Source organism: Serratia sp. BNK-17 (assembly GCF_048684935.1).
Taxonomy (GTDB): Bacteria; Pseudomonadota; Gammaproteobacteria; order Enterobacterales; family Enterobacteriaceae; genus Serratia; species Serratia nematodiphila.
The window spans coordinates 321,260-347,848 of sequence record NZ_JBLQTR010000001.1; the positions used below are offsets into that span (position 1 = coordinate 321,260).

Below are 26,589 nucleotides of genomic sequence, written 5' to 3' on the forward strand. Positions count from 1 at the left end.
TTTTGCGTTGTAAACAAGATTCCGAAGCCCCGCGAACGGGGCTTCGCCTGCTATAAGCGTACCACAGAATAGGCCGCGCGAAAGCGGCAAAGGTCTTGATTTGTTTCCGCTGTTGACGCGTTATTTAGCCGCGTCGTGCCAGCGCTGCGCGGCCTCGCGATCGCTGTCGCGAGCGTCCACCCAACGATCGCCCTGGCCGGTCGCTTCGCGCTTCCAGAACGGCGCGCGGGTCTTCAGGTAGTCCATGATGAACTCGCTGGCGGCGAACGCCATGCCGCGGTGCGCGCCGGTCACGCCAACGAACACGATCTCGTCGCCGGGATACAACGCGCCGACGCGGTGGATCACCGTCACGCGCTGCAGCGGCCAACGGCTGCGCGCCTCGGCCACGATCTCCGCCAGCGCCTTCTCGGTCATGCCGGGGTAGTGTTCCAGCGTCAGCGCGCTGACGTCGTCCCCAAGGTTATGGTTGCGCACCTTGCCGGTGAAGGTCACCACCGCGCCGTCGGCGTCGCACTGCGCCAGCCACTGATACTCGTCGCCGACGTTGAACGGCGCTTCGCCCACGCGAATGCGGGTGTTTTCCATGCTTACCCCCCGGTGACCGGCGGGAAGAAGGCCACTTCATCGCCGGCGCGCAGCGGATGATCCGCCGCCACCAGCGACTGATTGACCGCCGCCAGCAGTTTGCCGGACTCCAGCGCCAGCGCCCAGCGATCGCCGCGCGCGCACAGCGCCTGGCGCAGCGCCTCGACGGTCGGGTAATCCGCCGGCATCGACAGCGCGCCGGTGCCCACCAGTTCGCGCACCTGCGCGAAGAAAAGAATATCGATCATGCGTTCACCTTAAAATCGCCGGATTTGCCGCCGCTTTTCGCCAGCAGGCGCACCGGGCCGATCACCATGTCTTTCTGTACCGCTTTGCACATGTCATAGATGGTCAATGCCGCCACCGAGGCGGCGGTCAGCGCCTCCATCTCGACGCCGGTTTTGCCGGTCAGCCGGCAGCAGGTTTCGATGCGCACCCGGCTGTGCTCCGTTTGCGCCTCCAGCTGCACTTCGACTTTGCTCAGCATCAGCGGGTGGCACAGCGGGATCAGCTCCCAGGTGCGTTTGGCCGCCTGAATGCCGGCGATGCGCGCCGTGGCGAACACGTCGCCCTTGTGATGGCTGCCGTCGACGATCATCGCCAACGTGGCGGGCAGCATCTCGACGAAGGCTTCGGCGCGCGCCTCGCGCACCGTTTCGGCCTTGGCGGAAACGTCGACCATATGGGCTTCGCCGGCGGCGTTAATGTGGGTTAGCTGTGTCATGACTCAGGGCTTCTTTAAATGGGGCTGGAAGTTGCACGGCCGATGGCGCGCGTCCAACTGCTCTTCGATAATCCGCTCCCAGGCGGTGCGGCAGGCGCGGGTGGAACCCGGCATGGCGAAAATCACCGTGCGGTTGGCCAGGCCGGCCAGCGCGCGCGACTGGATCGTCGCGGTGCCGATCTCTTCGTACGACACCATGCGGAACAGTTCGCCGAACCCTTCCACCTCTCTGTCGAACAGCGGCAACAGCGCTTCCGGCGTGTTGTCGCGCGCGGTAAAACCGGTGCCGCCGGTGATCAGCACCGCCTGCACGTTGTCATCGGCAATCCACGCGGAAACCCGCGCGCGGATCTGGTAAATGTCATCTTTGACGATGGCGCGATCCACCACCTGATGGCCGGCTTCCCGCGCCGCGTCCTGCAGATATTGGCCGGAGGTGTCTTCCGCCGCGCCGCGGCTGTCGGACACGGTCAGGATGGCGATATGCGCCGCAATAAACTCGCTGCTCGCATGGCTCATGGTTCAATAAGCTCCTATTGGCTGTCAGCCGCCGATAAACGACAGGTTCTGGGTGATCCCGCTGTTGCCCTGATGCAGGAAATGGGTCTGCTTCTTGCTCAGCAGCCCGCTCTGGATGCGCGCCTTCAGCGCATCGAGCTGGCCGTCGTCCGCCAGCAGATCGCGCAGGGGCACCCCCTGCTCGCCGAACAGGCACAGGTGCAGATTGCCGATGGAAGAAACGCGCAGCCGGTTGCAGCTGGCGCAGAAGTCTTTTTCATACGGCATGATAAGACCCACCTCACCCTGGTAGTCCGGGTGGCTGAACACCTGCGCCGGGCCGTCGCTGCGGCCGCGTGCCTGGCGCTGCCAGCCCTGCTGTTCCAGCTGCCGGCGAATCACTTCGCCGGAAACGTGGTGTTTGCGAAACAGCTCGCCGCCCTCGCCGGTTTCCATCAGTTCGATAAAACGCAGTTGGATCGGCCGATCCTTGATCCAGGCGAGAAAGGCGCCGAGCTGCTGGTGATTGACGTCGCGCATCAGCACGGCGTTGACCTTGACCTTGCTGAAACCGGCGCTGAAGGCGGCGTCGATGCCCTCCATCACCTGGCGGAACTTGTCCTGGCCGGTGATGGCGTAAAACTGACGGGGATCCAGGCTGTCGACGCTGACGTTGATCGCCGTCAGACCGGCGTCACGCCAGGCGGCGACGTCGCGCGCCAGACGGTAGCCGTTGGTGGTGACCGCCAGCGTGCGGATGGCCGGGTTTTCCCGCACGGCGGCGATGATCTCGGTAAAATCACGGCGCAGCGAAGGCTCGCCGCCGGTCAGGCGCACCTTTTCGGTGCCCAGCTCGGCGAACGCGCGGCTGACGCGGCGGATTTCATCCAGCGACAGGAAGCTTTTCGGGCTGCCGCTCGGCTTGTAGCCATCGGGCAGACAATAGGTGCAACGAAAGTTACACACGTCGGTGATCGACAAGCGCAGGTAATAGAACTTGCGCTCATAAGCATCAATGAGTTGCGGTACCATAACACCTTTCCAAAGTCGGGAGATGCGAGCGTTTCCCCTCTGCACCCTGGTGGCTGACTTCGCCACGGCCCAGGCGCCATATCGTTCCGGATGAACAACGTAGGCGCAGGGGCTAGGAGTTTGATTTCTCTTCCCGCTACCTTGAGTAGCCGGAATGAAACCGTGGTTTTCAGCAGAATTCTAGCGCTAATCGGCAACGATAGCCAACGCGTTAATTCGCTATATAATTGTCTATACAGCGTTTTTAGACGCCGTCTATTCGGGTAAACCATGATAAACATCGCTTGCGTGGACGAATTGACCAGAATCACGCAAATGACACTCTTTATCGCGTTTTTATGCCGGATCCGCTACCTTATGCGGGCAGTTCAGCCCCTTTGTAAGGAAATTTATGCGTAATCGTACCCTGGCCGATCTCGACCGCGTGGTGGCGTTGGGCGGCGGACACGGTCTGGGCCGTGTGATGTCGGCCCTGTCGTCCTTAGGCTCCCGCCTGACCGGCATCGTCACCACCACCGACAACGGCGGTTCCACCGGCCGCATCCGCCGTTCGGAAGGCGGCATTGCCTGGGGCGATACCCGCAACTGCCTCAACCAGCTGATCACCGAGCCGAGCGTCGCCTCGGCGATGTTCGAATACCGCTTCAGCGGCAACGGCGAACTGGCCGGCCATAACCTGGGCAACCTGATGCTGAAAGCGCTGGATCACCTGAGCGTGCGCCCGCTGGAAGCGATCAATCTGGTGCGCAGCCTGTTGAAGGTGGACGCGGCGTTGATTCCGATGTCGGAACAGCCGGTGGATTTGATGGCGCACGATCACGAAGGCAACCATGTTTACGGTGAAGTGAATGTTGACCAACTGACCCTTATGCCGCAGGAGCTGATGCTGTCGCCCCCGGTCAACGCCACGCGCGAAGCGCTGGACGCCATCGCGCAAGCCGACGTGATCCTGATCGGGCCGGGCAGCTTCCTCACCAGCCTGATGCCGCTGCTGCTGCTGGACGATCTCACCCAGGCGCTGCGCCGCAGCAGCGCCAGCATGATCTATATCGGCAACCTCGGCCGCGAACTGAGCGTGGCCGCCGCGGCACTGTCGTTAAAGGATAAGCTAACGCTGATGGAAGAGAAGATCGGCCGCCGGATGATCGATGCGCTGATTGTCGGCCCGGCGGTGGACACCAGTGAAGTGCAGGATCGGGTGGTGATTCAACAGCCGCTGGAAGCGAGCGACATCCCCTACCGCCACGATCGCCAGCTGCTGCGCCAGGCGCTGGATCACGCGCTGGTGGAGCTGGCTGCCCGCCGCTGACCGAATTTAGCCGTCGCGCCCGCGCAGCCAGGGGTTATCGCTGGCCGGGGCGGGATGGCTGACCATATCGATATACAGATCTTCCACCTCTTTGCGCGCCCAGGGCGTGCGACGCAAAAACTTCAGACTGGACTTGATGCTCGGATCGCTGCGGAAACAGTTGATGCGAATGCGCGCGCCCAGTTCGGACCAACCGTAGTGATCCACCAGTTTATTCAGCAGTTGCTCCAGCGTCACGCCGTGCAGCGGGTCTTTAGACTGGTGTTGGCTCATGTTCGGTACTCTTCGTGGTCAAATCGGGCCGCACACCATAACAGCTTTGACGCGGCCGACAAGGAATTTTGACGCCCACAGCGCGGGCGCCGTCCAACGGTCAGGAAATCGCGATGAACTGCTCGCGCAGCTGGTGGATTTCGTCGCGCAGCGCAGCTGCCTGCTCGAACTCCAGGTTCTGCGCATGGGTGTACATCTGCGCCTCCAGATCGCGGATTTTCTGATCCAGCGCTTTCGGCGTGAGGTTCTGCAGCTGAGCGCCACCGTCCGCCGCCTTGCTCCTGCCTTTCCCCTTGGCGCGGTTGACCGGCTGGCCGATCTGCAGAATATCGCCGATCTTCTTGTTCAGCCCCTGCGGCACGATGCCGTTGGCTTCGTTATAGGCCTGCTGCTTGCCGCGGCGCCGCTCGGTTTCACCGATCGCCTTGGCCATCGAATCGGTGATGCGATCGCCATACAGGATCGCCTTGCCGTTCAGGTTACGCGCCGCGCGGCCGATGGTCTGGATCAGTGAACGCTCGGAACGCAGGAAGCCTTCCTTGTCGGCGTCCAGAATCGCCACCAGCGACACCTCAGGCATGTCGAGGCCCTCACGCAGCAGGTTGATGCCCACCAGCACGTCAAACTCGCCCAGACGCAGGTCACGGATGATTTCGACCCGCTCCACGGTATCGATATCCGAGTGCAGGTAGCGCACGCGCTCGCCATGCTCTTCCAGGTATTCGGTCAGGTCTTCCGCCATGCGTTTGGTCAGGGTGGTCACCAGCACGCGCTCGTTGATCGCCGCGCGCTTGCGGATCTCGGAGAGCAGATCGTCCACCTGAGTAGCGACCGGCCGCACTTCCACGATCGGATCCAGCAGCCCGGTCGGCCTCACCACCTGATCGATCAGATCGCCGCCGGATTTCTCCAGCTCATATTTGCCCGGCGTGGCGGAAACATAGATGGTCTGCGGCGCCAGCGCCTCGAACTCCTCGAAGCGCAGCGGGCGGTTGTCCAGCGCCGACGGCAGACGGAAGCCGTACTCCACCAGCGTTTCCTTGCGCGCGCGGTCGCCTTTGAACATCGCGCCGATCTGCGGAATGGTGACGTGGGATTCGTCGACCACCAGCAGGCCGTCCGCCGGAAGGTAGTCGAACAACGTCGGCGGCGGCTCGCCCTCGGCACGCCCGGAAAGGTAGCGCGAGTAGTTTTCGATGCCCGAGCAGTAGCCCAGCTCGTTCATCATCTCCAGATCGAACTGGGTGCGCTGCGTCAGGCGTTGCTCTTCCAGCAGCTTGTTGTTGGCCAGCAGCACCTTGCGGCGGTCCGCCAGATCGACCTTGATCTCTTCCATCGCCTGCATGATCCGCTCGCGCGGCGTCACGTAGTGCGACTTCGGGTAAATGGTAAAACGCGGCACCACCTGCTCAATCTGCCCGGTCAGCGGATCGAACAGCGACAGCCGTTCCACTTCTTCGTCGAACAGCTCGACGCGCAGCGCCAGCTCGTCCGATTCCGCCGGGAAGATGTCGATCACCTCGCCGCGCACGCGGAAGGTGGCGCGCTGGAAAGCCTGATCGTTGCGGGAATACTGCAGCTCCGCCAGGCGGCGCAAAATGGAGCGCTGATCGATGATCATTCCCTGGGTCAGGTGCAGCATCATCTTCAGGTAAAGATCCGGATCGCCCAGGCCGTAGATCGCCGATACCGACGCCACCACCACCACGTCGCGCCGCTCCAGCAACGCCTTGGTGGCGGAAAGACGCATCTGCTCGATGTGCTCGTTCACCGAAGCGTCTTTTTCAATGAAGGTGTCGGAGCTGGGCACGTAGGCTTCCGGCTGGTAGTAGTCGTAGTAGGAGACGAAGTATTCCACCGCATTCTCCGGGAAAAACGCTTTCATCTCGCCGTACAGCTGCGCCGCCAGCGTCTTGTTCGGCGCCAGCACCATGGTCGGCCGATTCAGATCGGCTATCACGTTGGCGATGGTGAATGTTTTGCCCGAACCGGTGACCCCCAGCAGCGTCTGGTGCGCCAGGCCGTCTTCCAGCCCCTCTTCCAGCTTGCGGATGGCTTCCGGCTGATCGCCGGCCGGTTTGAACTCGGAATGCAGTTTGAAAAGTTTACTCATTGCTCGGCTACCCTGTGGAGATGCGCGCGCTCAGGCGGCCAGCCGGCTCTGCGCCGGACATGGCCCCTAATTATGGAAAGTGTCGGCGATTTGCGCCAGTGCCCATGATACTGGATATAAAACCAGCTTCAAGCGGATTCGTCGCTGCGCCCGGCACGGCGGCGATGCCGTTGCACCGTGAGGTTACAGCCGGGTGACATTTTTATTGTCAATAACAGATTTATCCCCAGAACTTGCCGAAAATTAACTTATTGATAGCACCGCGTCGAAAAATCATACATAGAGACCTGATCAATACCCTTGTGTCTTGATTTTAATTAATCTATTGATATATAACATTTTTAATAAAAAGACGAGAATGCGGGCAAAGCGAACAGAACCCGCGTCCGCTCTCGCTTTACAGCGTTTTTCTAAATCTAATGCACAAGGTTATCCACAGGAATAGTGGATAACTCTCACCGCCCCGCCCGGGGCGGGAGTTACAGAAAGAAAGCTTTTCGCCCTTTACACTCGCCAAAATGGCTTTTTTAGTTATTTTTTCATAAAAATATCGCTTTGTTTATGCCGATTAATACTAAAAATCCCCATTGCCAAAATCGCATCGGCCCCTTTCTCGCGGATCGCGCTTGACGGCGGCGCAATGCCTTGCACCATGCCCTCACCGCAGAGCACCACAAGAGTGCAAAAAACGTCCGGGTTAACTTCCCGGCGTATTTTCAGGCCGCCGCGGCAGAGCGCGTCAGGCCTGATTAGCGGTTAACAAGGCGATAACAACCTCCCGTTTTCACCCGGCGACAAAATTGGCCTGGGAGTTGCTTTATCTTCCTGCGTATCAATGCGGTGCGGCGGCGTGATGCGCTGCCAGCCGCAGCGTGTACCCCTCGCGGTGCTATCGCCAGTAAAAGCGCAAGAACGACACCAAGTCGTCACAAGCGTCGTTTTTAACGACATATTGACTGTCATTCCGTCCACCGCAGACCTTGCTCTGGCTCATCGGACGGACGGCATCTTGTTCCAGACATTGCCACACTCGGGAAATTCGCCGCGCATGCGGCCTTTGCTGTCCCCCGCCAACGAGTGAAACGAGCGTCTATGAGGAGAATGCCAAATGCTGAGCCTGAGATCGGTCAATCAATTCTACGGTCAAAACCACACCCTGTGGGACATCAACCTGGAGCTGCCGCGCGGCCAGTGCACCGTGCTGCTCGGGCGCAACGGCGTGGGCAAGACCACGCTGGTCAACTGCATCATGGGGCATTTGCCGGTAGTGAGCGGCAGCATGACCTGGCAGCCGGGGGATCAGCCGCCGCAAAACCTACTGCTGCAACCGATGGAGCGCCGCGCCGCACTCGGCATCAGCCACGTCCCGCAAGGGCGGCAACTCTTCTCGCAGCTGAGCGTGGAAGAGAATCTGCAGGTGGCGCAGATGGCCGTGCGCGGCGCCCCTCGCCGCATTCCGCCGCTGATCTACAGCCTGTTTCCCAATTTGCGCCAGATGCGTACCCGCCGCGCCGGCGATCTGTGCGCAGGCGCCCAACGCCAGTTGGCGATCGGTCGTGCTCTGGCGCAGGAACCGGCGCTGCTGATCCTCGACGAACCCACGGCGGGCGTGCCTCCCTCGATCGCCGCCGACATCGGCAACGTGATCCGCAGGCTCAACTATGAATTGGGCATGACCATTTTGCTGGTAGAGCATCAGCTGCCGTTCGTGCGCCGGGTGGCGGACCGCTTTTGCCTGTTGGATAGCGGGCGCACCGTGGCGCACGGCGCGCTGACGCAGCTGGATGAGGCCCTGATCGGCACCGGGCTGGCGGAACAGGACGGAGGATGAGGGAGCGAGGCTCCCTCATTGAGAGTTTATAACAGGCTGATATCCAGATATTGTCCCAGCGGCGCTCGTTCGGCCTGCGGCAGGTGCGGGATTTCACCCAGCAGCGGCGCCGGCAGCATGCGGCGCAGCGTGGCCAGGTATTCCTGATGCCGCCGCCCCGGCGGCGCCACGTCGTTGGCGATCCAACCGGCCAGCGTCAGCCCCGCCTGTTGCACCGCCTGCGCCGTCAATACCGCATGGTTGATGCAGCCCAGTTTGATGCCCACCACCAGGATCACCGGCAGTTGCTCCTGCTGCACCCAGTCGGCGAAGGTGTACTGCGCCGACAACGGAGTAAACCACCCGCCGGCGCCCTCGACCAATACCCAGTCGGCGCGCTGTTCCAGCCGGCGCAGGCCGTCGGACAGCCGCGCTGCGTCTATCGGCCGGCCTTCATCGGCGCTAACGATATGCGGCGAAGTCGGTTCGGCAAAAACGTAAGGGTTCACTTCGTCGTACCCCAGCGCCACGCTGCTGTTGGCCTGCAGCGCCAGCGCGTCGCCGTTGCGCAGCCCCTCGGCGGTCATCTCGCTGCCGGAAGCCACCGGCTTATAGCCGGCGCTGCGGTAGCCCGCCAGATTGGCGGCCTGCAGCAAGGCGCTGCTGGCGACAGTTTTCCCGACCTCGGTGTCGGTGCCGGTCACGAACCAACGTTTAATCACGATAAATCACTCCATAAGCCAGATGATAGCTGAGCGGGAACTGCCCCTGCCGGCACGGGTAAGCCGCCTGCAGCGCGGCGAGGCGGCCGCGCGACATCAGGCCGCCCTCGCGTCCCTGGTGCAGATGCGTCGCCCCGATGCCCTTGAGCGAACGCATCAGCGTCATCACGTCCGGGTAATTCAGGGTGCGCAGCTCCGTCACCAGCTCGTGTCGATAGTCGGCGCAGGCGGCGCAGATCTGCGCCAGCGGCAGGAAGGCGTTCACGTGACGTTCGCCGTCCACCTGTTGCCAGGCGTCCCCCAATTCCTGCAGCGAGCCCGCCGCCAGCGTGGAGAACAGGATCACGCCGCCGGGCCGGGTGACGCGATACAGCTCCGCCAACGCTGCGGGCAGATCGCTGCACCACTGCACCACCAGGCTGCTGAAACAGATGTCCATCGCCGCGTCGGGCAACGGCACCTGCTCGATATCGCCCAGCAGATAATGGTGCGCCGCCTGTTGCTGGCGGGCGAATGCCAACATCCCCGGCGCCAGATCGAGCGCCGTCACCTGCTTGCCGCGCTCGCGCCACAGACGGCTGAAATAGCCGGTGCCGCAGCCGGCATCCAGCAGCCGTTCGCCCGGGTGGGAACTCCCCATCCCCAGTAAGCGCTCGCCAACGTCACGCTGCAGCGCGGCGGCGGCGTCGTAGCTGCCGGCCGCGCGGCTGAAGGCCGAGGCGACCGCCTGTTTGTTCACTATGTCATTGGCTGACGTCATACAATACCTCCAGCAGGCGATCGATATCCTGCGGCTGGTGCGCCGCCGTCAGGGTAATGCGCAGCCGCGCGCCGCCCGGCGGCACCGTTGGCGGACGGATAGCGCTCACCCACAGGCCGCGATCGCGCAGACGGGTCGCCAGATCGAGCGCACGCTGATTGTCCCCCACCAGCAGCGGCTGGATGGCGGTGTCGGAATCCGTCAGGGTCAGCGCCAGCGGCGCCGCGCCCTGGCGGAAACGCCGGATGTTGTCCTGCAGCCGGGCGCGCAGTTCATCGCCCTCTCGAATGCAGGCCAGCGCCGCCTGCAGCGCGCAGGCCTGCGCCGGCGGCATCGCGGTGCTGTAGATCAGATGGCGAGCGAACTGCAGCAGATACTCGGCGGTCGCCTCATCGCACAGCACTGCCGCACCGCTGACGCCGAACGCCTTGCCGAAGGTCGCCACCAGCAGTTCAGGGCGCACGCCCTGCTGCCAGCAGCTGCCGCGGCCTTGCTCGCCGCGCACGCCGATGCCGTGGGCATCGTCCACCATCAGCCAGGCGCCCGCCGCGCGGGTTAGGCGATGCAGCTCCGCCAACGGTGCGCCGTCGCCGTCCATGCTGAACACCCCTTCGGTCACCGCCAGCCGCTGCCCGTCGCAGGGTTTGGCCAGCAGATCCGCCAGCGCCTGCGGCTGATTGTGCTGGAAGCGGCGCAGCTCGGCCGGCGACTGAGCCGCCGCCTCCAGCAGCGAGGCATGGCTGAGGCGATCGGCCAAAATGCGATCGCCCTTCTGCATCAACGCCGCCAGCACCGCCTGGTTGGCGGCGTAACCGGAGATGAACAGCAGCGCGCGCGGATAGCCGAGCCACGTCGCCAGTTGCTCTTCCAGCGCCTGATGCGCCGCGCTAAAGCCGGTGACGTGGCCCGAACCGCCGCTGCCGACGCCGTAACGCTGCGCGCCCTGCTGCCAGGCGGCGATCACCCGCGCATCCTGGCTCAGCCCCAGGTAGTCGTTACCGGAGAAGTTCAGGTAGAGACGATCGCCAAGCCGGATCTGGCGGCCGTTGCCACCCTCGGTGGTCTGTCTCCGGCGGTAGGCGGCGTTGAGGCGCCGCTCTGCCAGCGCCTGCTCGATGCGTTGCTGCCAGCTCATCACGGCGCCGCGTTGTAAAACTCGGCGGTATCGGCGTTCAGCAGTTGCTTGGCCAGCACCTGCTGTTGCTGGTTGTCGCCGTGTTCGGTGGCGGTCTGCTGCGGGTTCAATCCCAGCTTGCGGAACAGCTGCAGGTCTTTGTCTTCTTCCGGATTCGGCGTGGTCAGCAGCTTGCAGCCGTAGAAGATGGAGTTGGCGCCGGCCATGAAGCACATCGCCTGCGTCTGTTCGTTCATCTGTTCGCGGCCGGCGGAGAGACGGACATAAGAGGCCGGCATCATGATGCGCGCCACCGCGATAGTGCGGATGAAATCAAACGGATCGACGTCATCGTTATCCGCCAGCGGCGTGCCTTTCACCTTCACCAGCATGTTGATCGGCACGCTCTCCGGCGGTTTCGGCAGGTTGGCTAGCTGCACCAGTAGCCCGGCGCGGTCGCGCACCGTTTCACCCAGCCCGACGATGCCGCCGGAGCACACTTTGATGCCGGCGTCGCGCACTTTGTCGAGCGTATCCAGGCGTTCCTGGTAGCTGCGGGTGGTGATGATGCTGCCGTAGAACTCCGGCGAGGTGTCGAGGTTATGGTTGTAATAATCCAGCCCGGCCTCCGCCAACCGCTCGGCCTGAGTACCGTCAAGCGTGCCCAGCGTCATGCAGGTTTCCATGCCCATCGCTTTCACGCCCTGCACCATCTGCTGCAGATAAGGCATATCGCGCTCGTGCGGGTTCTTCCACGCCGCGCCCATGCAAAAACGGGTCGAGCCGTTCGCTTTAGCTTTGCGCGCCGATTCCAGCACCTGCTCGACCTGCATCAGCCGCTCCGACTCCAGGCCGGTCTTGTAGCGCGAGCTTTGCGGGCAGTATTTACAGTCTTCCGGGCAAGCGCCGGTTTTGATCGACAGCAGCGTGCTGACCTGCACCTGACGCGGGTCGAAGTGCTGACGGTGTACGGTTTGCGCTTCGAACAGCAGTTCCAGCAGCGGTTTATCAAACAGGGCCTGGGCTTGCCCTACTGTCCAGTGAATGCGGTCGGCCATCATGGCGTCTCCAAAACGAAAAAGTGTCGCCAGTTTAAATATTGTGGATATACTGTCAATCAATCTTAATTCAATTTGGTTTACAAGTATGTCTGTCACCGCTTCCGACCTGGCGTTTGACCAACGTCATATCTGGCACCCCTACACCTCCATGAGCCGCCCATTGCCCTGTTACCCGATCGAGTCGGCCAGCGGCGTCGAGCTGCAGCTGGCGGATGGCCGGCGCCTGGTGGACGGCATGTCCTCCTGGTGGGCGGCGATCCACGGTTACAACCATCCGAGTCTGAATCAGGCCGCCAGCCAGCAGTTGGAGAAGATGTCGCACGTGATGTTCGGCGGCATCACCCATCCGGCCGCCATCTCGCTGTGCCGTCGGCTGGTGGCGATGACGCCGGAAGCGCTGCAGTGCGTGTTCCTGGCAGATTCAGGTTCGGTGGCGGTGGAAGTGTCACTGAAGATGGCGCTGCAGTACTGGCAGGCGCGCGGCGAGCGCCGGCAGCGCATCCTCACTCTGCGCCACGGCTATCACGGCGATACCTTCGGCGCGATGTCGGTCTGCGATCCGGACAACTCGATGCACAGCCTCTATCAGGGCTATCTGGCGCCGCACCTGTTCGCCACCGCGCCGCAGTGCCGCTTCGACGAGGAATGGCGCGAAGAAGACATTGCGCCGTTCGCCGCGCTGCTGGAGCAGCACGCCGGTGAAGTAGCGGCGGTGATCCTGGAACCGGTGGTGCAAGGCGCCGGCGGCATGCGCATCTACCACCCAACCTACCTCAAGCGGGTGCGCGAGCTGTGCGACCGCCATCAGGTGCTGCTGATCGCCGACGAGATCGCCACCGGCTTCGGCCGCACCGGCAAGCTGTTCGCCTGCGAACACGCGCAGGTGGTGCCGGACATTCTCTGTCTGGGCAAGGCGCTGACCGGCGGTTACATGACCCTGTCCGCCACCCTGACCACCCGCCACGTGGCGGAGACCATCAGCAACGGCGCGGCCGGCTGCTTTATGCACGGGCCGACCTTTATGGGCAACCCGCTGGCCTGCGCGGTAGCGGACGCCAGCCTGGCGCTGCTGGCGGAAAATCGCTGGCAGGCGCAGGTGAGCGCCATCGAAGCCCAGCTGAAGCAAGAACTGCTGCCGTTGGCGGCGCTGCCGAAGGTGGCGGACGTGCGGGTGCTGGGGGCGATTGGGGTGGTGGAGATGCGCGAACCGGTGGATGTCGCCGAGCTGCAGCGCGGGTTCGTCGAGCGCGGGGTGTGGATCCGGCCGTTCGGCAAACTGATTTACCTGATGCCGCCTTACATCATCGAAGCGGACCAGCTCAGCCGCCTGACCGCCGCCGTGGCTGCCGCCGCGCGTTAATGCCTTACCAATGCTGGTCGAGATAGCGGGCCAGCAATCCCAGGCACAGCAGCCAGAGTAAAATGATCATCGCCGCCGCCATGCGGCCGGTGGGGTTGTCGACGCGCTGTTGCGCCTTCTCGCGCAGCTCGGCCATCAGCGGCTTGGGGATCAGGCGCACCGCCAGCATGATGCCCAACGGTACGATAATCACGTCGTCCAGATAGCCCAATACCGGAATGAAGTCCGGGATCAGATCGATCGGCGAGATCGCATAGCCGGCCACCAGCAGTGCGATCAGCTTGGCGTACCACGGGGTGCGCTTATCACGGGCGGCCAGCCACAGCGCGTAAATATCGCGCTTGATGCCTTTGGCCCAACGGCGCAGCCAGCCGAACCACGGCGTGCGTTTTTTCAGTGAAATCATGATTACTTCATATAAGAACGTAAAACGGTCATCAATTGCTCGATGTCCTGCTCGCGCTGCTGCGGCGTAGCGTCTGCGGCAGCCAGATGTTCGCGCACATGCCCTTCCAGCACCTGCGCCATTAAACCGTTGACCGCGCCGCGCACCGCCGCGATCTGCTGCAGCACAGCAGAACATTCGCCGCCGCTCTCCAGCGCGCGCTCCAGCGCTTCGGCCTGCCCTTTAATGCGGCGCACCCGCGCCAACAGCTTCTTTTGATCTCTGAGGGTATGGCTCATTATTTCCGCCTGATTGTTATTTACTATACTGGGGTATAGTATATTTCAGCACACTACCTTTTGCTGAGGAACTTCACCATGACGTCTCACGCGCCCGCTTTGCACCGCGAGCACAGCCACGTTTTTGACGATGGTAACCCATTGGCCGAAAGAAACACCAGATGGGCGGTGATACTCACCGCCAGTATGATGGTCATCGAGATAGCCGGGGGCTGGCTGTTTAACTCGATGGCATTGTTGGCCGACGGCTGGCACATGAGCTCGCATGCGCTGGCTCTGGGCTTGTCGCTGCTGGCTTACGGCGCCGCACGCCGGTTGGCCAAGGATCGCCGCTTCAGCCTCGGCACCTGGAAGATAGAAGTGCTGGCCGGTTACACCAGCGCGGTGTTGTTGGTGCTGGTGGCAGCGCTGATGCTGTTTCAGTCAGCGCAGCGGCTGCTGAATCCCAGCCCGATTCATTACAACGAAGCCATCGCCATCGGTACGATCGGGCTGGCCGTCAATCTGCTTTGCGCCTGGCTGTTGCGCGGCGGCGGCCACCATCACCACCACGGGGATCACCACGATGACCATCATCATGACCTCAACCTGCGCTCCGCCTATATCCACGTCATCGCCGACGCCGCCACCTCGGTGTTGGCCCTCGTCGCGCTGTTCGGTGGCAAGCTTTGGGGCGCCGCCTGGCTCGATCCTTTGATGGGCATCGTCGGCGCGATGATGGTTGCCGCCTGGGCCTATAGCCTGATGCGCGATAGCGGGAAGATTTTGCTGGATGCCGAAATGGACGCCCCCGTGGCGCAAGAGATACGTCAGACCCTGGCCACCTCCGGCCACCCACTCACGCTGACCGATTTGCATTTAGGCCGCATCGGTAAAGGAAAATATCATTGCGTCCTCGCCCTGAGCAGCGCCGATCGCGCCCTCACCGCCGATCGGGTGCGCCAACTGTTGGCCGTTCATCCCGAACTGGTGCATGTTACCGTCGAGATCAACCGCCCGCCGCTGGCACAAGGGGTTGTATTGTTCCACCGAAAAGATCTAGCTTAAGGGCTCTGCTTTTATCGCAACTGGGAGTCATTATGGCTTTTCGTTTGTACAGCAACGATCTGCAGGACGGCGGCACAATGCCGCAGACGCAGGTCTTCAACGGCATGGGCTACCACGGCGATAACCTGTCGCCCCACCTGGCCTGGGACGGCGTGCCCGCCGGCACCAAGAGCTTCGTCGTCACCCTGTACGATCCCGATGCCCCTACCGGCTCCGGCTGGTGGCACTGGGTGGTGGCCAATATTCCGGCCGACGTGCGTGAGCTGCCGCAGGGCGCAGGCTCCGGCAAAGCGCCGCTGCCGAGCGCCGCGCTGCAAACCCGCACCGACTTCGGCTCGGCCGGTTACGGCGGCGCCGCGCCGCCGAATGGCGAAAGCCACCGCTATCAGTTCACCGTGCATGCGTTGGACGTGGAGCGCATTGACGTGGATGAGGGTTCCAGCGGCGCGCTGGTGGGCTTCAACGTCCATTTCCACAGTCTCGGCAGCGCCACGCTGACGGTGATGTTCAACTGATCCCCCGCCAATAAAAAAGCGCGGTCAACCGCACCGCGCTTTCCACTCGAGTCAGGCTGACGAATTACTTCGCCAGCACGCTCACCCACATCGGGCCCTTGCCCACCGGATAACGCGCCAGCATCGTCAGCTCGCCGCTGCTCTGGTCAATTTCATGCACCGCGATGTGATCGGACTTCTGGCCGGACGAAATCACGAAGCGGCCGCTGTGATCGATATTGAAACCGCGCGGCTGCGTTTCGGTCGGATAATAGCCGGCCACGCTCAGCGTGCCGCCGTCTTCGGAAACGCTGAAGAGGGTCAGAATGCTGGCGGTGCGATCGCTGGTATACAGGAAGCGGCCGTTCGGCGTGATATGAATGTCCGCCGCCCAGCGGGTGCCGTCGAAATCGCTCGGCATGATGTCCAGCGTCTGCGTCACACTGTATTTGCCGCCGTTTTCCGAAATCGCCAGCACGTCTACCGTGCCGTTCAACTCATTGACGCAGTAGGCGAACTTGTCGTTGTGGTGGAACGCCATATGGCGCGGACCGGCGCCGGTAGCGATATCCACCGCGTCCTGCGCGTGCGGCGTCAGTTGGCCCGCCAGGCTCAGGTTAAACAGACGAATGCGGTCTTCTTTCAGACACGGCACCAGCACCAGTTGGTTGGTCGGATCGATGTTCGCCGAGTGCGGCGCGCTCAGGCCGTCGATCTGTTGGATCGGCGCCGTTACTACGCCGTCGTGGCCGATCGGGCTGATGCTGGCGCAGTTGCCGCTGTAGGAAGCGGAGAACAGGTAACGCCCCTGCAAATCGGTCGAGATATGGGTCGGGCTGCCCGGCAGCGGCGCCATGCCCGCCTGCTGCAACGTGCCATCCGCCTCGATGCGATAGCTGACGATACCGAACGCCGGACGCACGCCGACGTACAGGTGAGTCTTGTCCGGATGAAGGGTCATCGGCTGCACCTGGCCCGGCACGTCAACGGTTTGCAGCAGCGCCAGCGCGCCGGCGTCGTCCAACTGCCAGACGTGGATCTGCTGGCTCTCCGGGCTGGCGACATAAACGATTTGCTTCATGTGTTCTCCTTGCAAAGGGTAAAAGAGGAACCGGTTTCAGGCCGTTCGCTTGCCCCTAGCTTACCGCACATCCGTCGCATGGCAACCCTGCTTAGCACCGGAAGCTCACGCGGTTTTCTCCATAGGCTATCCGGTGTACCATCGGATTAATTTTATGGCTAACGATAACGAGAACCCTATGAGCTACCGCGTCATCGCCCTCGATCTTGACGGCACCCTGTTGGACAACCAAAAACGCATCTTACCGCAGTCGCTGGAAGCGCTGGCGCAGGCGCGCGCCGCCGGCGTCCAGGTGGTGGTGGTCACCGGCCGCCACCACGTCGCCATCCATCCGTTTTACCAGGCGCTGCAGATAGATACCCCGGCCATCTGCTGCAACGGCACCTACCTGTATGATTTTCAGCAGAAAAAGGTGCTGGCCGCCGATCCGCTGGCGAAAGATCAGGCCAAGCAGGTGCTGCAGATGCTCAAACAGACCGACATTCACGGGCTGATGTACGTTGACGACGCCATGCTGTATCAGGAACCGAGCGGCCACGTGATTCGCTCGCTGGCCTGGGCCGAAACTTTGCCGGCGGCGCAGCGCCCGACGCTGCTGCAGGTCGGCAGCCTGACGCAGGCGGCCGACGACGCGCAGGCGATCTGGAAATTCGCCACCTCGCACGCCGATATTCCGGCGCTGCGCGAGTTTGCCGACACGGTGGAAAAAGAGCTGGGGCTGGCGTGCGAATGGTCCTGGCACGATCAGGTGGATATCGCCAAAGGCGGCAACAGCAAAGGCAAACGCCTGCGTCAATGGGTAGAGTCGCAGGGGTTGAGCATGGATCAGGTGGTGGCGTTCGGCGACAACTACAACGACATCAGCATGCTGGAAGCGGTCGGGTTGGGCGTGGCGATGGGCAATGCCGATGACGCCATCAAGGAACGTGCCGATCTGGTGATCGCCGATAACCTGCAGCCGGGCATCGCCGAGGTGATCCGCACCCGCGTGCTGTAATCTTTTCGCCCTCCCGCCGGGAGGGTCTGCCTTAGCGGCTCTCGCGGCTGATAGACACGCTCTTCACCTGCGCATACAGCCACTGCCCGGGGCGGATCGCCAGTTCATCGCGCGCCCATGGCGTAATGCGCGCCCACAGCACGTGTTCGCCGACCGCCAGTTTCACTTCCACCTGTCCGTCCACGTCCAGACACTCGCTCACCTTGGCCGGCAAGACGTTGCGAATACTGCTGTTGACCGGCGGCTGCAGCACCAGCGAGACGTCGGCGGCGTTGATGCGGATGCGCAGTTGGGTGCCCAATTCAGCGTCGATGCCGCTGACCCACAGCCTTTGATCGCCAAGCGCCAGCGCCGTCATGGCATAACGTTGATGATGCTCAATCACGCTGACGCGCAGCACGCTGCTCTGATCTTCACGCTGCAGCCACGGCCGCAGCGCGCTGCTGGCCCAGACTTCTTCCAGCCCGCCGAACGCGCGCACTTCACCGCGATCCAGCACCATCACCTGCTCGGCCAGGCGCAGGATCTCGTCCAGGCTGTGGCTGACGTAAAGGATGGGGATGTTCACGTCCTGCGCCAACCGCTCCAGATACGGCAGCAGCTCGCGTTTGCGCGGCAGATCGAGCGAAGCCAGCGGTTCATCCATCAGCAGCAGTTCCGGCGCGGTCAGCAGCGCGCGGCCGATCGCCACCCGCTGTTTTTCACCGCCGGAGAGCGTCAGCGGCAGCCGGTTCAACAGCGGCCCGATGCCCAGCAGCTCGACGATGGTATTGAACTGCGCGCGCATGCCGACCGCCATGCCGTACTGCAGGTTGCCGCGCACCCGGTAGTGCGGGAACAGCCGCGCATCCTGAAACACATAGCCGATACGGCGCTTTTCCGGCGGCAGGCAGAGGCCGGAGGCGGTATCCACCAGCGTACGGCCATTGAGCGCGATACGCCCCTGCTGCAAACGGGTCAGGCCGCCGATGGCGTTGATCAGGGAGGTTTTGCCCGCGCCGGACAGGCCGAAAATCGCGGTGATGCCCTGCGCCGGCAAATCGGCGCGGACGTTGAGATTGAGGTCGCCCAGCTGCTGCGAGAAATCCAGCTCCAGCATTTACACCCCCATCCGTTTGCGGCCCCAGCGGGCCAGCCATTCGGACACCATCAGCGAAGCCAGCGACAGCACGATGGCGATCACGCACAGACGCGCGGCGGCGGCCTCCGCCCCCGGCGTTTCAATCAGCGTATACATCGCCAGCGGAATGGTGCGGGTTTCACCGGGAATGTTGGAGACGAAGGTGATGGTGGCGCCAAACTCCCCCAGCGAACGGGCGAAGGCCAGCACCACGCCGACAATGACGCCGGGCAGCGACAGCGGCAGCGTGATGGTGAAAAACACCCGCCACGGATTGGCGCCCAGCGTGCGCGCCGCCTGCTCCAGCCGGGTATCCACCGCCTCCAGCGCCAGCCGAATGGCGCGCACCATCAGCGGAAACGCCACCACCGCCGACGCCAGCGCGGCGCCGCGCCAGCTGAAACTGAAGCTGCAACCGAACCAGTCGTACAGCCACTCGCCGATAACGCCGCGCCGCCCCATGGCGATCAACAGCAAATAGCCGACCACCACCGGCGGCAGCACCAGCGGCAGGTGAATGACGCCGTCCAGCAGCGCCTTGCCGGGGAAGCGGCAACGCACCAGCACCCAGGCCATCAGAATGCCGAACGGCAGGCTGCAGACCACCGCCAAACCGGAGACTTTCAGGCTCAGCTCAACCGCCTGCCACTCGTACTCACTCAGAATCATTTACGCGGGGTGAATCCATAATGTTCGAAAATAGCGGCCGCTTCCGGGCTCTTCAGATAGGTATAGAAAGCGCTGACCGTCGGATTTTGACGATCTTTCACCATCGCCATCGGATATTCAACCGGTTTGTGGCTGTCTTCCGGGAACACGCCCACCACTTTCACCTTGTCGCTGGCGACCGCGTCGGAGCCGTAGACGATGCCGAGCGGCGCTTCACCGCGCTCCACCAGCGCCATGGCGCTACGCACATTGTTGGCGCGCGCCAGTTTCGGCTCCAATGCGCTCCAGGTGCCCAGGTGTTCCAGCGCTTCCTTAGCGTAGATGCCGGCCGGCACATGATCCGGATCGCCCACCGCCAGGCGGCCGCCGTTGAGCAGCTTGGCCCAGTCGGTCTGCTTGTCGATGGCGATCTTGTCTTGCTTATCGCTCTTGGCGGCGATCAGCACCAGTTCGTTGCCCAGCAGCGTGTAACGGGTGTCTTTCACCATCTGTTGCTTGTCGATGGCGTAATCCATCCACTGTTGGTCGGCGGAGATGAACAAATCGGCCGGGGCGCCCTGCTCAATTTGGCGCGCCAGCGTCGAGGACGACGCAAAGGAGGAAACCACCTGCACGTCCTTGCCTTTTTGATACTGGGTGGCGATGTCTTGCAGCGCATTGGTCAGCGACGCGGCGGCGAACACGGTGATCTTTTCCGCCGCCGCAGCCTGAGCCACCAGACCCGATGCCAGAACGATCCCGCCAACCCATTTAGTCCATTGCTGTTTCATTGTTTTTCTCCGCAAGTTAACGTGCATTATCACTCTTCGTTATATAAAAAATAATATAACGTTGCGCGAAAGCTTGTCATGCGGTTTATCGGCAAAGCGTGAGATAACTTGAGGAATGCCCGCCGGGGAATGCCGGCGGGTATCGGGATGGGGAACGGTCAGTGCTGGGTGCGGTTTTCTTTCGAACGGCCCACTTTGGAGAAGACGTTGAACACTTCGCCAAAACCGTAGATCAGGCCGAGAATGAGCGCCATGACCACCGGCACCATCACCACGGCGAACAACAGACTTTTCAATAATTCCAACATGATAGCCTCGCTTAACTGCCCATTGAGCGGCAAATGCCTTTCACCGCATATCAGGTTATTCTAACCCAAAAAAATCGGTAAAACGGAGTTATTTTAGCCAGCGAGGCGAAATTGTGATCGGCCAAACGTGCCCTTTCAGCCGCCCTCATCCCGGCGCGGGGTAATAGATCAACAGCGGCGCATAGCCGGCGGGCGCCGCCAGCCTGGCCTCCACACCATATACCGCGTGAATGTTCTCCGGCGTCAGCGCCTGCCGCGGCGCGCCCGCCGCACAGATCCCGCCCCGCTGCAGCAGCGCGACCCGATCGCAATAACAGGCCGCCAGATTAAGATCGTGCAGCGTCACCACCACGCTGAGTTTCAGCCGCCGCAGCAAGGCCATAAACTGCTGTTGATGGGCGATATCCAGATGATTGGCGGGCTCGTCCAGCAGCAGCCACGGCGTTTGCTGCGCCAGCGCGCGCGCCAGATGCACCCGCTGCCGTTCGCCGCCGGACAGCCGCTGCCAATCGCGATCGGCCAGGTGGCTGATGCCCACTTGCTCCATCGCCTGCCCGGCGAGGCGGCGATCCTCGGCGCCGAAACCGCGCCAGCGGCCGGTATGGGCCAGGCGCCCCAGCAGCACCGCCTCCTTCACCGGCAGCGCGAAGGCGCCGGGGGCGGATTGCTCGAGAAAGGCGATGCGCCTGGCGCGCTCCCGCCCGGAAAACGCGGTAATTTCGCGCCCTTCCAGCCAAACGCGGCCCCCGGCGGCGGGCTGCAGCCCGGCCAGCAGCTTGAGCAGCGTGGATTTACCGCTGCCGTTGACGCCGAGCACGCCGGTGACCTCACCGGGCAAGGCGCAGAAGCTGAGATTTTCCAGCACCGTACGCGCCCCCGCTCGCCAGCTCACCGCTTCGGCACACAGGCCAGAGCGCGCTTTTTCAATCGTCATGCATTGACCTTCCGATACAGCAACAGCAGGAATATCGGCACCCCCAGCAGTGCGGTCAGCACCCCGACCGGCAGCTCGCGCGGGGCAAACAGCGTTCTGGCCAGCGTGTCCGCCGCCACGGCGAACAGGGCGCCGCACAGCGCGCTGGCCGGCAACAGCAGCCGATGCCGCGAACCGACCAGCCGCCGGGCGACGTGCGGCACCGTCAGCCCGATAAACCCCACCGCGCCGCTGAACGCGACGATCGCCGCCGTCAGCGCGGTGGTCGCCACATACAGCAGCAGCTTCAGCGGGGCCACCGCCACCCCCAGCGAAGCGGCGGTCACGCCGCCAAACGCCAGCGCGTCCAGCTCACCCGCCCGCAGCCAGCAAAGCAGCAGCGCCGCCGCCAGCGCCAGCCCGCACAGCCCGACCTGCGGCCAGCGCGCGTCGCTGAACGATCCCAGCAGCCAGAACATCACGCCGCGCGTGGCGTTGGCGTCCGCCTGCCAGAGGGTGATCAGCGAAGTCAGCGCGGAGAGCAGCTGCGTCACCGCCACCCCGGCCAGAATAAACAGCGTGGACTCCCCCTGCAGCGAACGCCCGGCCAGCAGCATCACCAACGCAAACGCCGCCAGCGCGCCGATAAACGCCCCGCCGGACACCGACAGCAGGCCGCCTCCCAGCCCCAACACCAACACCGTCACCGCCCCCACGCCGGCGCCGGAGGAGATCCCCAGCACCCAGGGATCGGCCAGCGGGTTGCGGGTCAGCGACTGCAGCACGGTGCCCGCCAACGCCAGCCCGGCGCCGGCCAGCGCCGCCAACAGCGCGCGCGGCATCCGCAGCGACCAGATGATGCGCTGATACACCTCGGCATCGGACGCTGCGCCGCCGCTGACGCCGAGTACAATGCGCCAGGCGTCGCGCCACGCGATCGGCGCGGGCCCCGACAAGGTGGCGCCCAGCAGGGCCAGCGGCAGCGCCGCCGCCAGCAGCAACAACCAGCCGGCCTCACGGCCGGGCAGTAACCGCCGGCTCATGCTATTTCCAGCCTGCGATCACATAGTCGTCCAACAGTTGCCATACCGTCCCCGCCTCGCTGAAACCGGCTTGTCTGAGGGTCGCGAGCTGGAAATCCACCGGCGTCGGCGGCGGTACCGGGCGGCCGGCGAACAGCGCTTCGCGCTCGGCCTGATAAGCGGCCAAGGCCGGCGATTGCAGCGCGCCGGCGAACCAACGATCCCAATCCTCAACGCCGCTGTCCCAGGCGCGCTGTTGGGTCTGCTCGTCGTGCCGCTCCGCCAACGCTTTCAACCTCGGCTGACGGTGATCACAGCGCTGATGATCGGCATTGAGGAATACGCCGCCGGCGGCCAGCAGCCCGGCGACGTTACGGTACAATGCCAGCTGCTGCTCCGGCATCAGCCAGTGCAGCGCCGTGCTGGACACCGCCGCCTGCGGCGTAGGGCCGGACAGCACGGAAAAACAGGCCGGATCCGCCAGATCGGCCTGCAGAATGCGGATCCGATCGCCATACTCCGCCAGTGCGCCGCGCGCCACCGCCAGCAGCAGCGGATCGAGATCGATGGCGGTCACTCTGGCCTGCGGAAAGCGCTGCAAAATACGCAGGCTCAGCGATCCCGGGCCACAGGCCAGATCCAGCACGTGAAAATCCTGGCCGACGGCCAGCGCCAGCACGTCCAGCAGGGCGTTAAAACGCGCTTCGCGTTCGGCGATGTAGGCCGCCTGCTGGCGATCCCAGGAGTCCAGCAGCGAAGAGAATGAAACGGCAGTCATATCAAGGTTCCTTGTTGGAAAGCGTCGGAGCCTGCGGCGGCAAGGCCGCCAGGCCCCGAATCAAACGGCCCAGCGCCGCCACGGTGCGGGCGGAAGGGTCCATGTCGTAACCGGGGAGGATCACGTAGCGCCGCTGACGCACGGCGCGCAGCGTCGCGGTCAGCGGGTGATGCTCCAGAAAGGCGATCTTGTCGGCCGCGCTGTCGCCGAAGCCGCCGCGCGGCAGATCGCCAAGCACGATCGCATCCGGATCGCGGGCGGCGATAACCTCCCAGGACACCGTCGGCCACAGTTCGGGCAGATCGCCGAACAGGTTCTCGCTGCCGACGCTGCGGCTCAGCAAGCCTGGCGCGCCGCAGCAGCCGGCCACATAGGGCGTCTGCGCGCCGGCATACCACCACAGCAGACGCCGATGCGGCAATGGCGCGCGCTGCGGCTCAAGCGCCCTCAACTGCCCGCGCAGCCGTTCGATCAGCGCTTCACCGGCGCGGCTGACGTTGAAGATACGCGCCAGCTCCCGCAGCTCGGTGAAAATGTCTTCGAACGTCAGCGCGGCGGCGATCACGCTTTGCTGGCCGCTGCAGGCGCCGGGAGAGAGATAAGTGCCGATGCCCCATTCCGCCAGCCGCGCCCGATCGGGCGTTTCCGGGCTGTGCAGCCAGTAATAACTGGCCGAATAGACAAAATCCGGCCGCATCAGCAGCAACGCTTCCGCCGTGGGCGGCGCCGGGCTGGCAGGCGCCCGCAACGCCTCGGCCGGCGCCGTCGGCGCGGGATCGCGCGCGCGGTCATACCCGACCACGCCGATCGCACGGCCGGCCAGCCCCAGCGCCAGCAGGTTTTCCAGCGCCGGATTGGCGTAGACCAGCACCCGCTGCGGCGGCTGCGGGTAATCGCGCATTGCCCCACAATTGTGCAGGCTGACGGCATTGGCGGGCAGCGAGACGCCCCACATCAAGCCCAGGGCATACAGCAGCGAGTAAAACGAATGTTTCACGCCGTCAGAACCTGACCGACACGAAGGTTTCATAGCTGCGCGGCGGCGCAATCAGCGCCTGATCCGGATAGGTGCGCTGATAGGCGTACAGCTGGTTGGTGGCGTTGCGAATGCGGAAACCGACATCGACGATCGGCGTCAGCTGATAGTCCGCCGCCAGATCAAGCGTGGTGTACGCGCGCATCTTGCGCCGGTTGGCATCGTCGTTGTAACTGCTGCCGACGTAGCGCAGCGAAGAAGCCAGCCCCAAACGTTCCGTCGCCTGATAATGCACGCTGAGGTTGGCGGTCCAGTCCGGGATATAGGCCGGGCGATTGCCGTTGTAGCTGCGCAGCGGGCTACCGCCGCGATAGTCGTCGTAGCGGGCGTGCGTGTAGGCGGCGTTGCCGGCCAGCTCCCAGCGCTCGTCGGGACGCAGCACCACGCCAAGCTCGATGCCGCGCGACGTCTGCCTGCCTACCGCGTTCAACGCATCCGGCCGCTGCGCGTCGGGCACAAACAGGTTGTCCTTGCGCAGTTCGTACAGCGCCAGCGTCGCCTCGCCCTTGTTACCCCAAAACTGCCCTTTGGCGCCGGCCTCCCACTGGCGCGCTCGCGTCAGCGGCAGATCGATCTGCGCCGGGCTGAGGAAGAACAGATCGTTGCCCGGCTCCTGGCCGGTGGTGTAGTTGGCGTAGAGCGTGAGGTTATCGGTCAATGCATAGCTGGGGCCCAGGCTCCAGGTGCTGAAAACGTAGGTGCGCGCGCGGCTCTCTTCCTGCGGCCCCTGGAAGCGCCAGTCCATGTCCATATGGTTATAGCGCAACTGGCCCAGCAACGCTAAACGCTCGGTCAGGCTGAAGCGATCTTCAAGAAAGGCGGCGTACTGATTCTGGGTGACGTGGCGCACCGGCGCGCGTTGGCGATCGGTGCCCTGCGCGAACGGCTCTCTGGGCGGCGCGCCGAGCGGCACGTCTTCGGAACCGGGGAAACCGTTGGAGTAGTACTGAAAATGCCGCTTGCTCAGATCGAAGCCGACCAGCAACCGGTTATCGAAACCGGCAATGGCGCGATCGAACACCAGCGAACTGCGGTTGCCGATAAGATCGTCGTCGTGCGCCAGGGCGCCGAAAGAGTCGCGGTTGACGTCGCCGGGCCGGGCCGCCGCCGCAACGCGGAAACGCTCGACGTTGCGCCATTCGCGAAAGCCGCTGTAGTAATAGAATTGGTTATGCCATTCCACTTCGGGCGTCATAAACCAGTCCAGACCGGCCTGAAATGCGGTGGCGTTGCTCTGAATACGGCTGTCGGTCAGGTTGTTGTAATTGATGTCGCGCAGCTCGCCGGCAATGCGCCCATCCAGCAGCGGCGTGCCGTAGTAAGGGTTGTTGGTGCGGTTGAGCATGCGGTCCAGGCTCAGCGTCAACAGCGCATCGTCGGTCAGCTTAAACAGCAGCGAGCCGGAAACCCGCTTCTGCCGATCGCGCTCGTCCTGCACGTTGCTGCCGCTGTCGTTGCCGCTGACGTCCAGCCGGTACGCCACCGCATCGTCCACCAGCGCGCCGCCGGCTCCCAGATGCAAACGCTGGCTGCGGTAGCTGCCGAAGCCATAGTCGAGTTCAACCGGCTGGCGGCTGAAGGTCGGCCGCCGCGAGATCAGGTTGACGCTGCCGCCTGCGGCGCTCAGGCCGTTCAAGGCAGATCCCGGCCCGCGCAGTATCTCGATGCTGTCGTAATGCGCCGGATCGCCCAGCTGCAGCGTGCTGCCGGGCATTTCTACGCCGTTATACAGCCAGGCGATCGGCCGGAAACCGCGCGCGGAAAAGTTGTTGGACAACGTTGGCGAAGCGACGCCGGACAGACCGGTGGCGCGCTCGACGGCGGCAGCCAGCGAGCGATCGCCCCGCTGTTGGATCGCCCGCGCGCTGATGATATCGATGCTGCGCGGCGTCTCCCGAGCGGTCAGCCCGAGCTGTGACGCGCTGCGGCTCACGGCGTTCAACGCATCGTAGCGCCCGGCGGGAGCCGCCGCCTCCACGGTGAGATGTTCTTCGCATCCCGTGGCACTGCGGGCTTTATCGCAGTCGGCGGCGAAAGCCAGCGGCGCCGTCAGTGCGCCACCGACCCAGGCGACGGCCAGGCATAAAGATTTTCTGGGCGTGACAAGACGCCGGCGTGTCGTACTCATGTGGAGCATCCCTGTGGTGAAATAAAAACCGGCCGCAGCCGGCGTAAAGCCTTATCGTTTTTCTGTTATGTTATATTATAACAACAAAACAATGCCAGTCTTTATTACCCCGCTCTCCAGCGCACTGCGTTTGGCGCTTTGCCGCCAAATCGGCGACAATAAGATTTTTGCCGCCGAC

The 26,589-nt window shown here is 63.4% G+C and carries 30 protein-coding genes and 1 riboswitch; of the genes, 6 read left to right on the forward strand and 24 right to left on the reverse strand.

Annotation, left to right across the window (positions count from 1 at the left end):
* Positions 1-120 precede the first annotated feature (120 nt).
* The 5 genes from moaE to moaA all read right to left on the reverse strand — a co-directional run bounded on the left by moaE (position 121) and on the right by moaA (position 2,842).
* Positions 121-588 carry a molybdopterin synthase catalytic subunit MoaE gene (gene moaE / locus ACMGF7_RS01570; RefSeq protein ID WP_033633871.1) on the reverse strand — a complete coding sequence of 156 codons (468 nt, stop codon included), beginning with the start codon at positions 586-588 and terminating at the stop codon, positions 121-123.
* A gap of 2 nt (positions 589-590) precedes the next feature.
* Positions 591-836, reverse strand: coding sequence for a molybdopterin synthase sulfur carrier subunit (moaD, locus tag ACMGF7_RS01575; protein ID WP_004939768.1), 246 nt, complete (start codon positions 834-836; stop codon positions 591-593).
* Positions 833-1,312 (reverse strand): cyclic pyranopterin monophosphate synthase MoaC, encoded by a 480-nt coding sequence (moaC, locus tag ACMGF7_RS01580; protein ID WP_004939770.1) that lies wholly within the window; start codon positions 1,310-1,312, stop codon positions 833-835. The genes moaD and moaC overlap by 4 nt, the downstream gene beginning before the upstream one ends.
* A gap of 3 nt (positions 1,313-1,315) precedes the next feature.
* Entirely contained in the window at positions 1,316-1,831 is a 516-nt protein-coding gene (gene moaB, locus ACMGF7_RS01585; protein WP_021503999.1) for a molybdenum cofactor biosynthesis protein B, read from the reverse strand.
* A 24-nt stretch (positions 1,832-1,855) separates the two neighbouring features.
* Positions 1,856-2,842 carry a GTP 3',8-cyclase MoaA gene (moaA, locus tag ACMGF7_RS01590; protein ID WP_164095993.1) on the reverse strand — a complete coding sequence of 329 codons (987 nt, stop codon included), beginning with the start codon at positions 2,840-2,842 and terminating at the stop codon, positions 1,856-1,858.
* Positions 2,829-2,973, reverse strand: a riboswitch (molybdenum cofactor riboswitch). (Overlaps the previous gene by 14 nt.)
* A gap of 260 nt (positions 2,974-3,233) precedes the next feature.
* Between moaA and ACMGF7_RS01595 the strand changes: the two genes are divergently transcribed.
* Positions 3,234-4,151 (forward strand): gluconeogenesis factor YvcK family protein, encoded by a 918-nt coding sequence (locus ACMGF7_RS01595; protein WP_004939781.1) that lies wholly within the window; start codon positions 3,234-3,236, stop codon positions 4,149-4,151.
* A 6-nt stretch (positions 4,152-4,157) separates the two neighbouring features.
* Here ACMGF7_RS01595 and ACMGF7_RS01600 read toward each other — a convergent pair whose 3' ends face one another.
* The 3 genes from ACMGF7_RS01600 to ACMGF7_RS01610 form a co-directional block, all read right to left on the reverse strand.
* Entirely contained in the window at positions 4,158-4,424 is a 267-nt protein-coding gene (locus tag ACMGF7_RS01600) for a VF530 family DNA-binding protein (protein ID WP_004939783.1), read from the reverse strand.
* A 100-nt stretch (positions 4,425-4,524) separates the two neighbouring features.
* Complete coding sequence (gene uvrB, locus ACMGF7_RS01605; protein ID WP_049242128.1) at positions 4,525-6,537, reverse strand: excinuclease ABC subunit UvrB; 2,013 nt, start codon at positions 6,535-6,537, stop codon at positions 4,525-4,527.
* A gap of 531 nt (positions 6,538-7,068) precedes the next feature.
* A complete protein-coding gene (locus tag ACMGF7_RS01610) occupies positions 7,069-7,191 on the reverse strand; it encodes a hypothetical protein (protein WP_254925154.1) in 123 nt (40 codons plus the stop codon).
* 454 nt (positions 7,192-7,645) lie between these two features.
* Between ACMGF7_RS01610 and ACMGF7_RS01615 the strand changes: the two genes are divergently transcribed.
* Positions 7,646-8,368, forward strand: a complete 723-nt coding sequence (locus ACMGF7_RS01615) for an ATP-binding cassette domain-containing protein (RefSeq protein WP_197842878.1) — start codon at positions 7,646-7,648, stop codon at positions 8,366-8,368.
* Positions 8,369-8,394: 26 nt separating this feature from the next.
* On the opposite strand, the gene bioD is transcribed toward ACMGF7_RS01615, so the two are convergent.
* The 4 genes from bioD to bioB are packed head-to-tail and all read right to left on the reverse strand — an operon-like array spanning position 8,395 to position 12,001.
* Positions 8,395-9,069: a dethiobiotin synthase gene (gene bioD / locus ACMGF7_RS01620; protein ID WP_049242124.1), complete on the reverse strand. Its 675-nt coding sequence runs from the start codon at positions 9,067-9,069 to the stop codon at positions 8,395-8,397.
* Positions 9,062-9,829 (reverse strand): malonyl-ACP O-methyltransferase BioC, encoded by a 768-nt coding sequence (gene bioC, locus ACMGF7_RS01625; protein ID WP_197764064.1) that lies wholly within the window; start codon positions 9,827-9,829, stop codon positions 9,062-9,064. The genes bioD and bioC overlap by 8 nt, the downstream gene beginning before the upstream one ends.
* Positions 9,813-10,964 (reverse strand): 8-amino-7-oxononanoate synthase, encoded by a 1,152-nt coding sequence (bioF, locus tag ACMGF7_RS01630; RefSeq protein WP_420286340.1) that lies wholly within the window; start codon positions 10,962-10,964, stop codon positions 9,813-9,815. The genes bioC and bioF overlap by 17 nt, the downstream gene beginning before the upstream one ends.
* Positions 10,964-12,001 carry a biotin synthase BioB gene (gene bioB / locus ACMGF7_RS01635; RefSeq protein ID WP_025160023.1) on the reverse strand — a complete coding sequence of 346 codons (1,038 nt, stop codon included), beginning with the start codon at positions 11,999-12,001 and terminating at the stop codon, positions 10,964-10,966. The genes bioF and bioB overlap by 1 nt, the downstream gene beginning before the upstream one ends.
* A gap of 88 nt (positions 12,002-12,089) precedes the next feature.
* Here bioB and bioA point away from each other — a divergent pair, with 88 nt between their 5' ends.
* Positions 12,090-13,364 carry an adenosylmethionine--8-amino-7-oxononanoate transaminase gene (gene bioA, locus ACMGF7_RS01640; protein WP_049242121.1) on the forward strand — a complete coding sequence of 425 codons (1,275 nt, stop codon included), beginning with the start codon at positions 12,090-12,092 and terminating at the stop codon, positions 13,362-13,364.
* A 4-nt stretch (positions 13,365-13,368) separates the two neighbouring features.
* Here the strand turns inward: bioA and ACMGF7_RS01645 are convergent, their stop codons facing one another.
* Positions 13,369-13,770 carry a YkvA family protein gene (locus ACMGF7_RS01645; RefSeq protein WP_004939804.1) on the reverse strand — a complete coding sequence of 134 codons (402 nt, stop codon included), beginning with the start codon at positions 13,768-13,770 and terminating at the stop codon, positions 13,369-13,371.
* Positions 13,771-13,772: 2 nt separating this feature from the next.
* The gene (locus tag ACMGF7_RS01650) at positions 13,773-14,048 is read right to left on the reverse strand and encodes a metal/formaldehyde-sensitive transcriptional repressor (protein ID WP_004939805.1); all 276 of its coding nucleotides are present in this window, start codon (positions 14,046-14,048) and stop codon (positions 13,773-13,775) included.
* 78 nt (positions 14,049-14,126) lie between these two features.
* Here ACMGF7_RS01650 and dmeF point away from each other — a divergent pair, with 78 nt between their 5' ends.
* Together dmeF and ACMGF7_RS01660 are read left to right on the forward strand one after the other, a co-directional pair.
* Entirely contained in the window at positions 14,127-15,095 is a 969-nt protein-coding gene (dmeF, locus tag ACMGF7_RS01655) for a CDF family Co(II)/Ni(II) efflux transporter DmeF (protein WP_075201906.1), read from the forward strand.
* A 32-nt stretch (positions 15,096-15,127) separates the two neighbouring features.
* Positions 15,128-15,610 (forward strand): kinase inhibitor, encoded by a 483-nt coding sequence (locus ACMGF7_RS01660; RefSeq protein ID WP_049242115.1) that lies wholly within the window; start codon positions 15,128-15,130, stop codon positions 15,608-15,610.
* A gap of 64 nt (positions 15,611-15,674) precedes the next feature.
* Here ACMGF7_RS01660 and pgl read toward each other — a convergent pair whose 3' ends face one another.
* Positions 15,675-16,670: a 6-phosphogluconolactonase gene (gene pgl, locus ACMGF7_RS01665; protein WP_197764060.1), complete on the reverse strand. Its 996-nt coding sequence runs from the start codon at positions 16,668-16,670 to the stop codon at positions 15,675-15,677.
* Between the two features lie 178 nt (positions 16,671-16,848).
* On the opposite strand from pgl, the gene ACMGF7_RS01670 reads away from it, so the two are divergent.
* Positions 16,849-17,667, forward strand: coding sequence for a pyridoxal phosphatase (locus tag ACMGF7_RS01670; protein ID WP_033633884.1), 819 nt, complete (start codon positions 16,849-16,851; stop codon positions 17,665-17,667).
* Positions 17,668-17,698: 31 nt separating this feature from the next.
* Here the strand turns inward: ACMGF7_RS01670 and modC are convergent, their stop codons facing one another.
* The 9 genes from modC to ACMGF7_RS01715 form a co-directional block, all read right to left on the reverse strand.
* A complete protein-coding gene (gene modC, locus ACMGF7_RS01675) occupies positions 17,699-18,766 on the reverse strand; it encodes a molybdenum ABC transporter ATP-binding protein ModC (RefSeq protein ID WP_273890469.1) in 1,068 nt (355 codons plus the stop codon).
* On the reverse strand, positions 18,767-19,456 hold the full coding sequence (gene modB / locus ACMGF7_RS01680; protein ID WP_273890470.1) for a molybdate ABC transporter permease subunit: 690 nt from the start codon (positions 19,454-19,456) through the stop codon (positions 18,767-18,769).
* Positions 19,453-20,226: a molybdate ABC transporter substrate-binding protein gene (gene modA / locus ACMGF7_RS01685; protein WP_273890471.1), complete on the reverse strand. Its 774-nt coding sequence runs from the start codon at positions 20,224-20,226 to the stop codon at positions 19,453-19,455. The genes modB and modA overlap by 4 nt, the downstream gene beginning before the upstream one ends.
* 158 nt (positions 20,227-20,384) lie before the next feature.
* A complete protein-coding gene (locus tag ACMGF7_RS01690) occupies positions 20,385-20,534 on the reverse strand; it encodes an AcrZ family multidrug efflux pump-associated protein (RefSeq protein WP_004939813.1) in 150 nt (49 codons plus the stop codon).
* A gap of 145 nt (positions 20,535-20,679) precedes the next feature.
* Positions 20,680-21,468, reverse strand: a complete 789-nt coding sequence (locus tag ACMGF7_RS01695) for an ABC transporter ATP-binding protein (RefSeq protein WP_049242111.1) — start codon at positions 21,466-21,468, stop codon at positions 20,680-20,682.
* Positions 21,465-22,490 (reverse strand): FecCD family ABC transporter permease, encoded by a 1,026-nt coding sequence (locus tag ACMGF7_RS01700; RefSeq protein ID WP_049242108.1) that lies wholly within the window; start codon positions 22,488-22,490, stop codon positions 21,465-21,467. The genes ACMGF7_RS01695 and ACMGF7_RS01700 overlap by 4 nt, the downstream gene beginning before the upstream one ends.
* Position 22,491: 1 nt before the next feature.
* Positions 22,492-23,247 carry a class I SAM-dependent methyltransferase gene (locus ACMGF7_RS01705; protein ID WP_049242107.1) on the reverse strand — a complete coding sequence of 252 codons (756 nt, stop codon included), beginning with the start codon at positions 23,245-23,247 and terminating at the stop codon, positions 22,492-22,494.
* 1 nt (position 23,248) lies between these two features.
* Positions 23,249-24,244 (reverse strand): ABC transporter substrate-binding protein, encoded by a 996-nt coding sequence (locus ACMGF7_RS01710; protein ID WP_080356242.1) that lies wholly within the window; start codon positions 24,242-24,244, stop codon positions 23,249-23,251.
* A 4-nt stretch (positions 24,245-24,248) separates the two neighbouring features.
* Positions 24,249-26,411 carry a TonB-dependent siderophore receptor gene (locus ACMGF7_RS01715; RefSeq protein ID WP_049242104.1) on the reverse strand — a complete coding sequence of 721 codons (2,163 nt, stop codon included), beginning with the start codon at positions 26,409-26,411 and terminating at the stop codon, positions 24,249-24,251.
* Between the last annotated feature and the right edge of the window lie 178 nt (positions 26,412-26,589).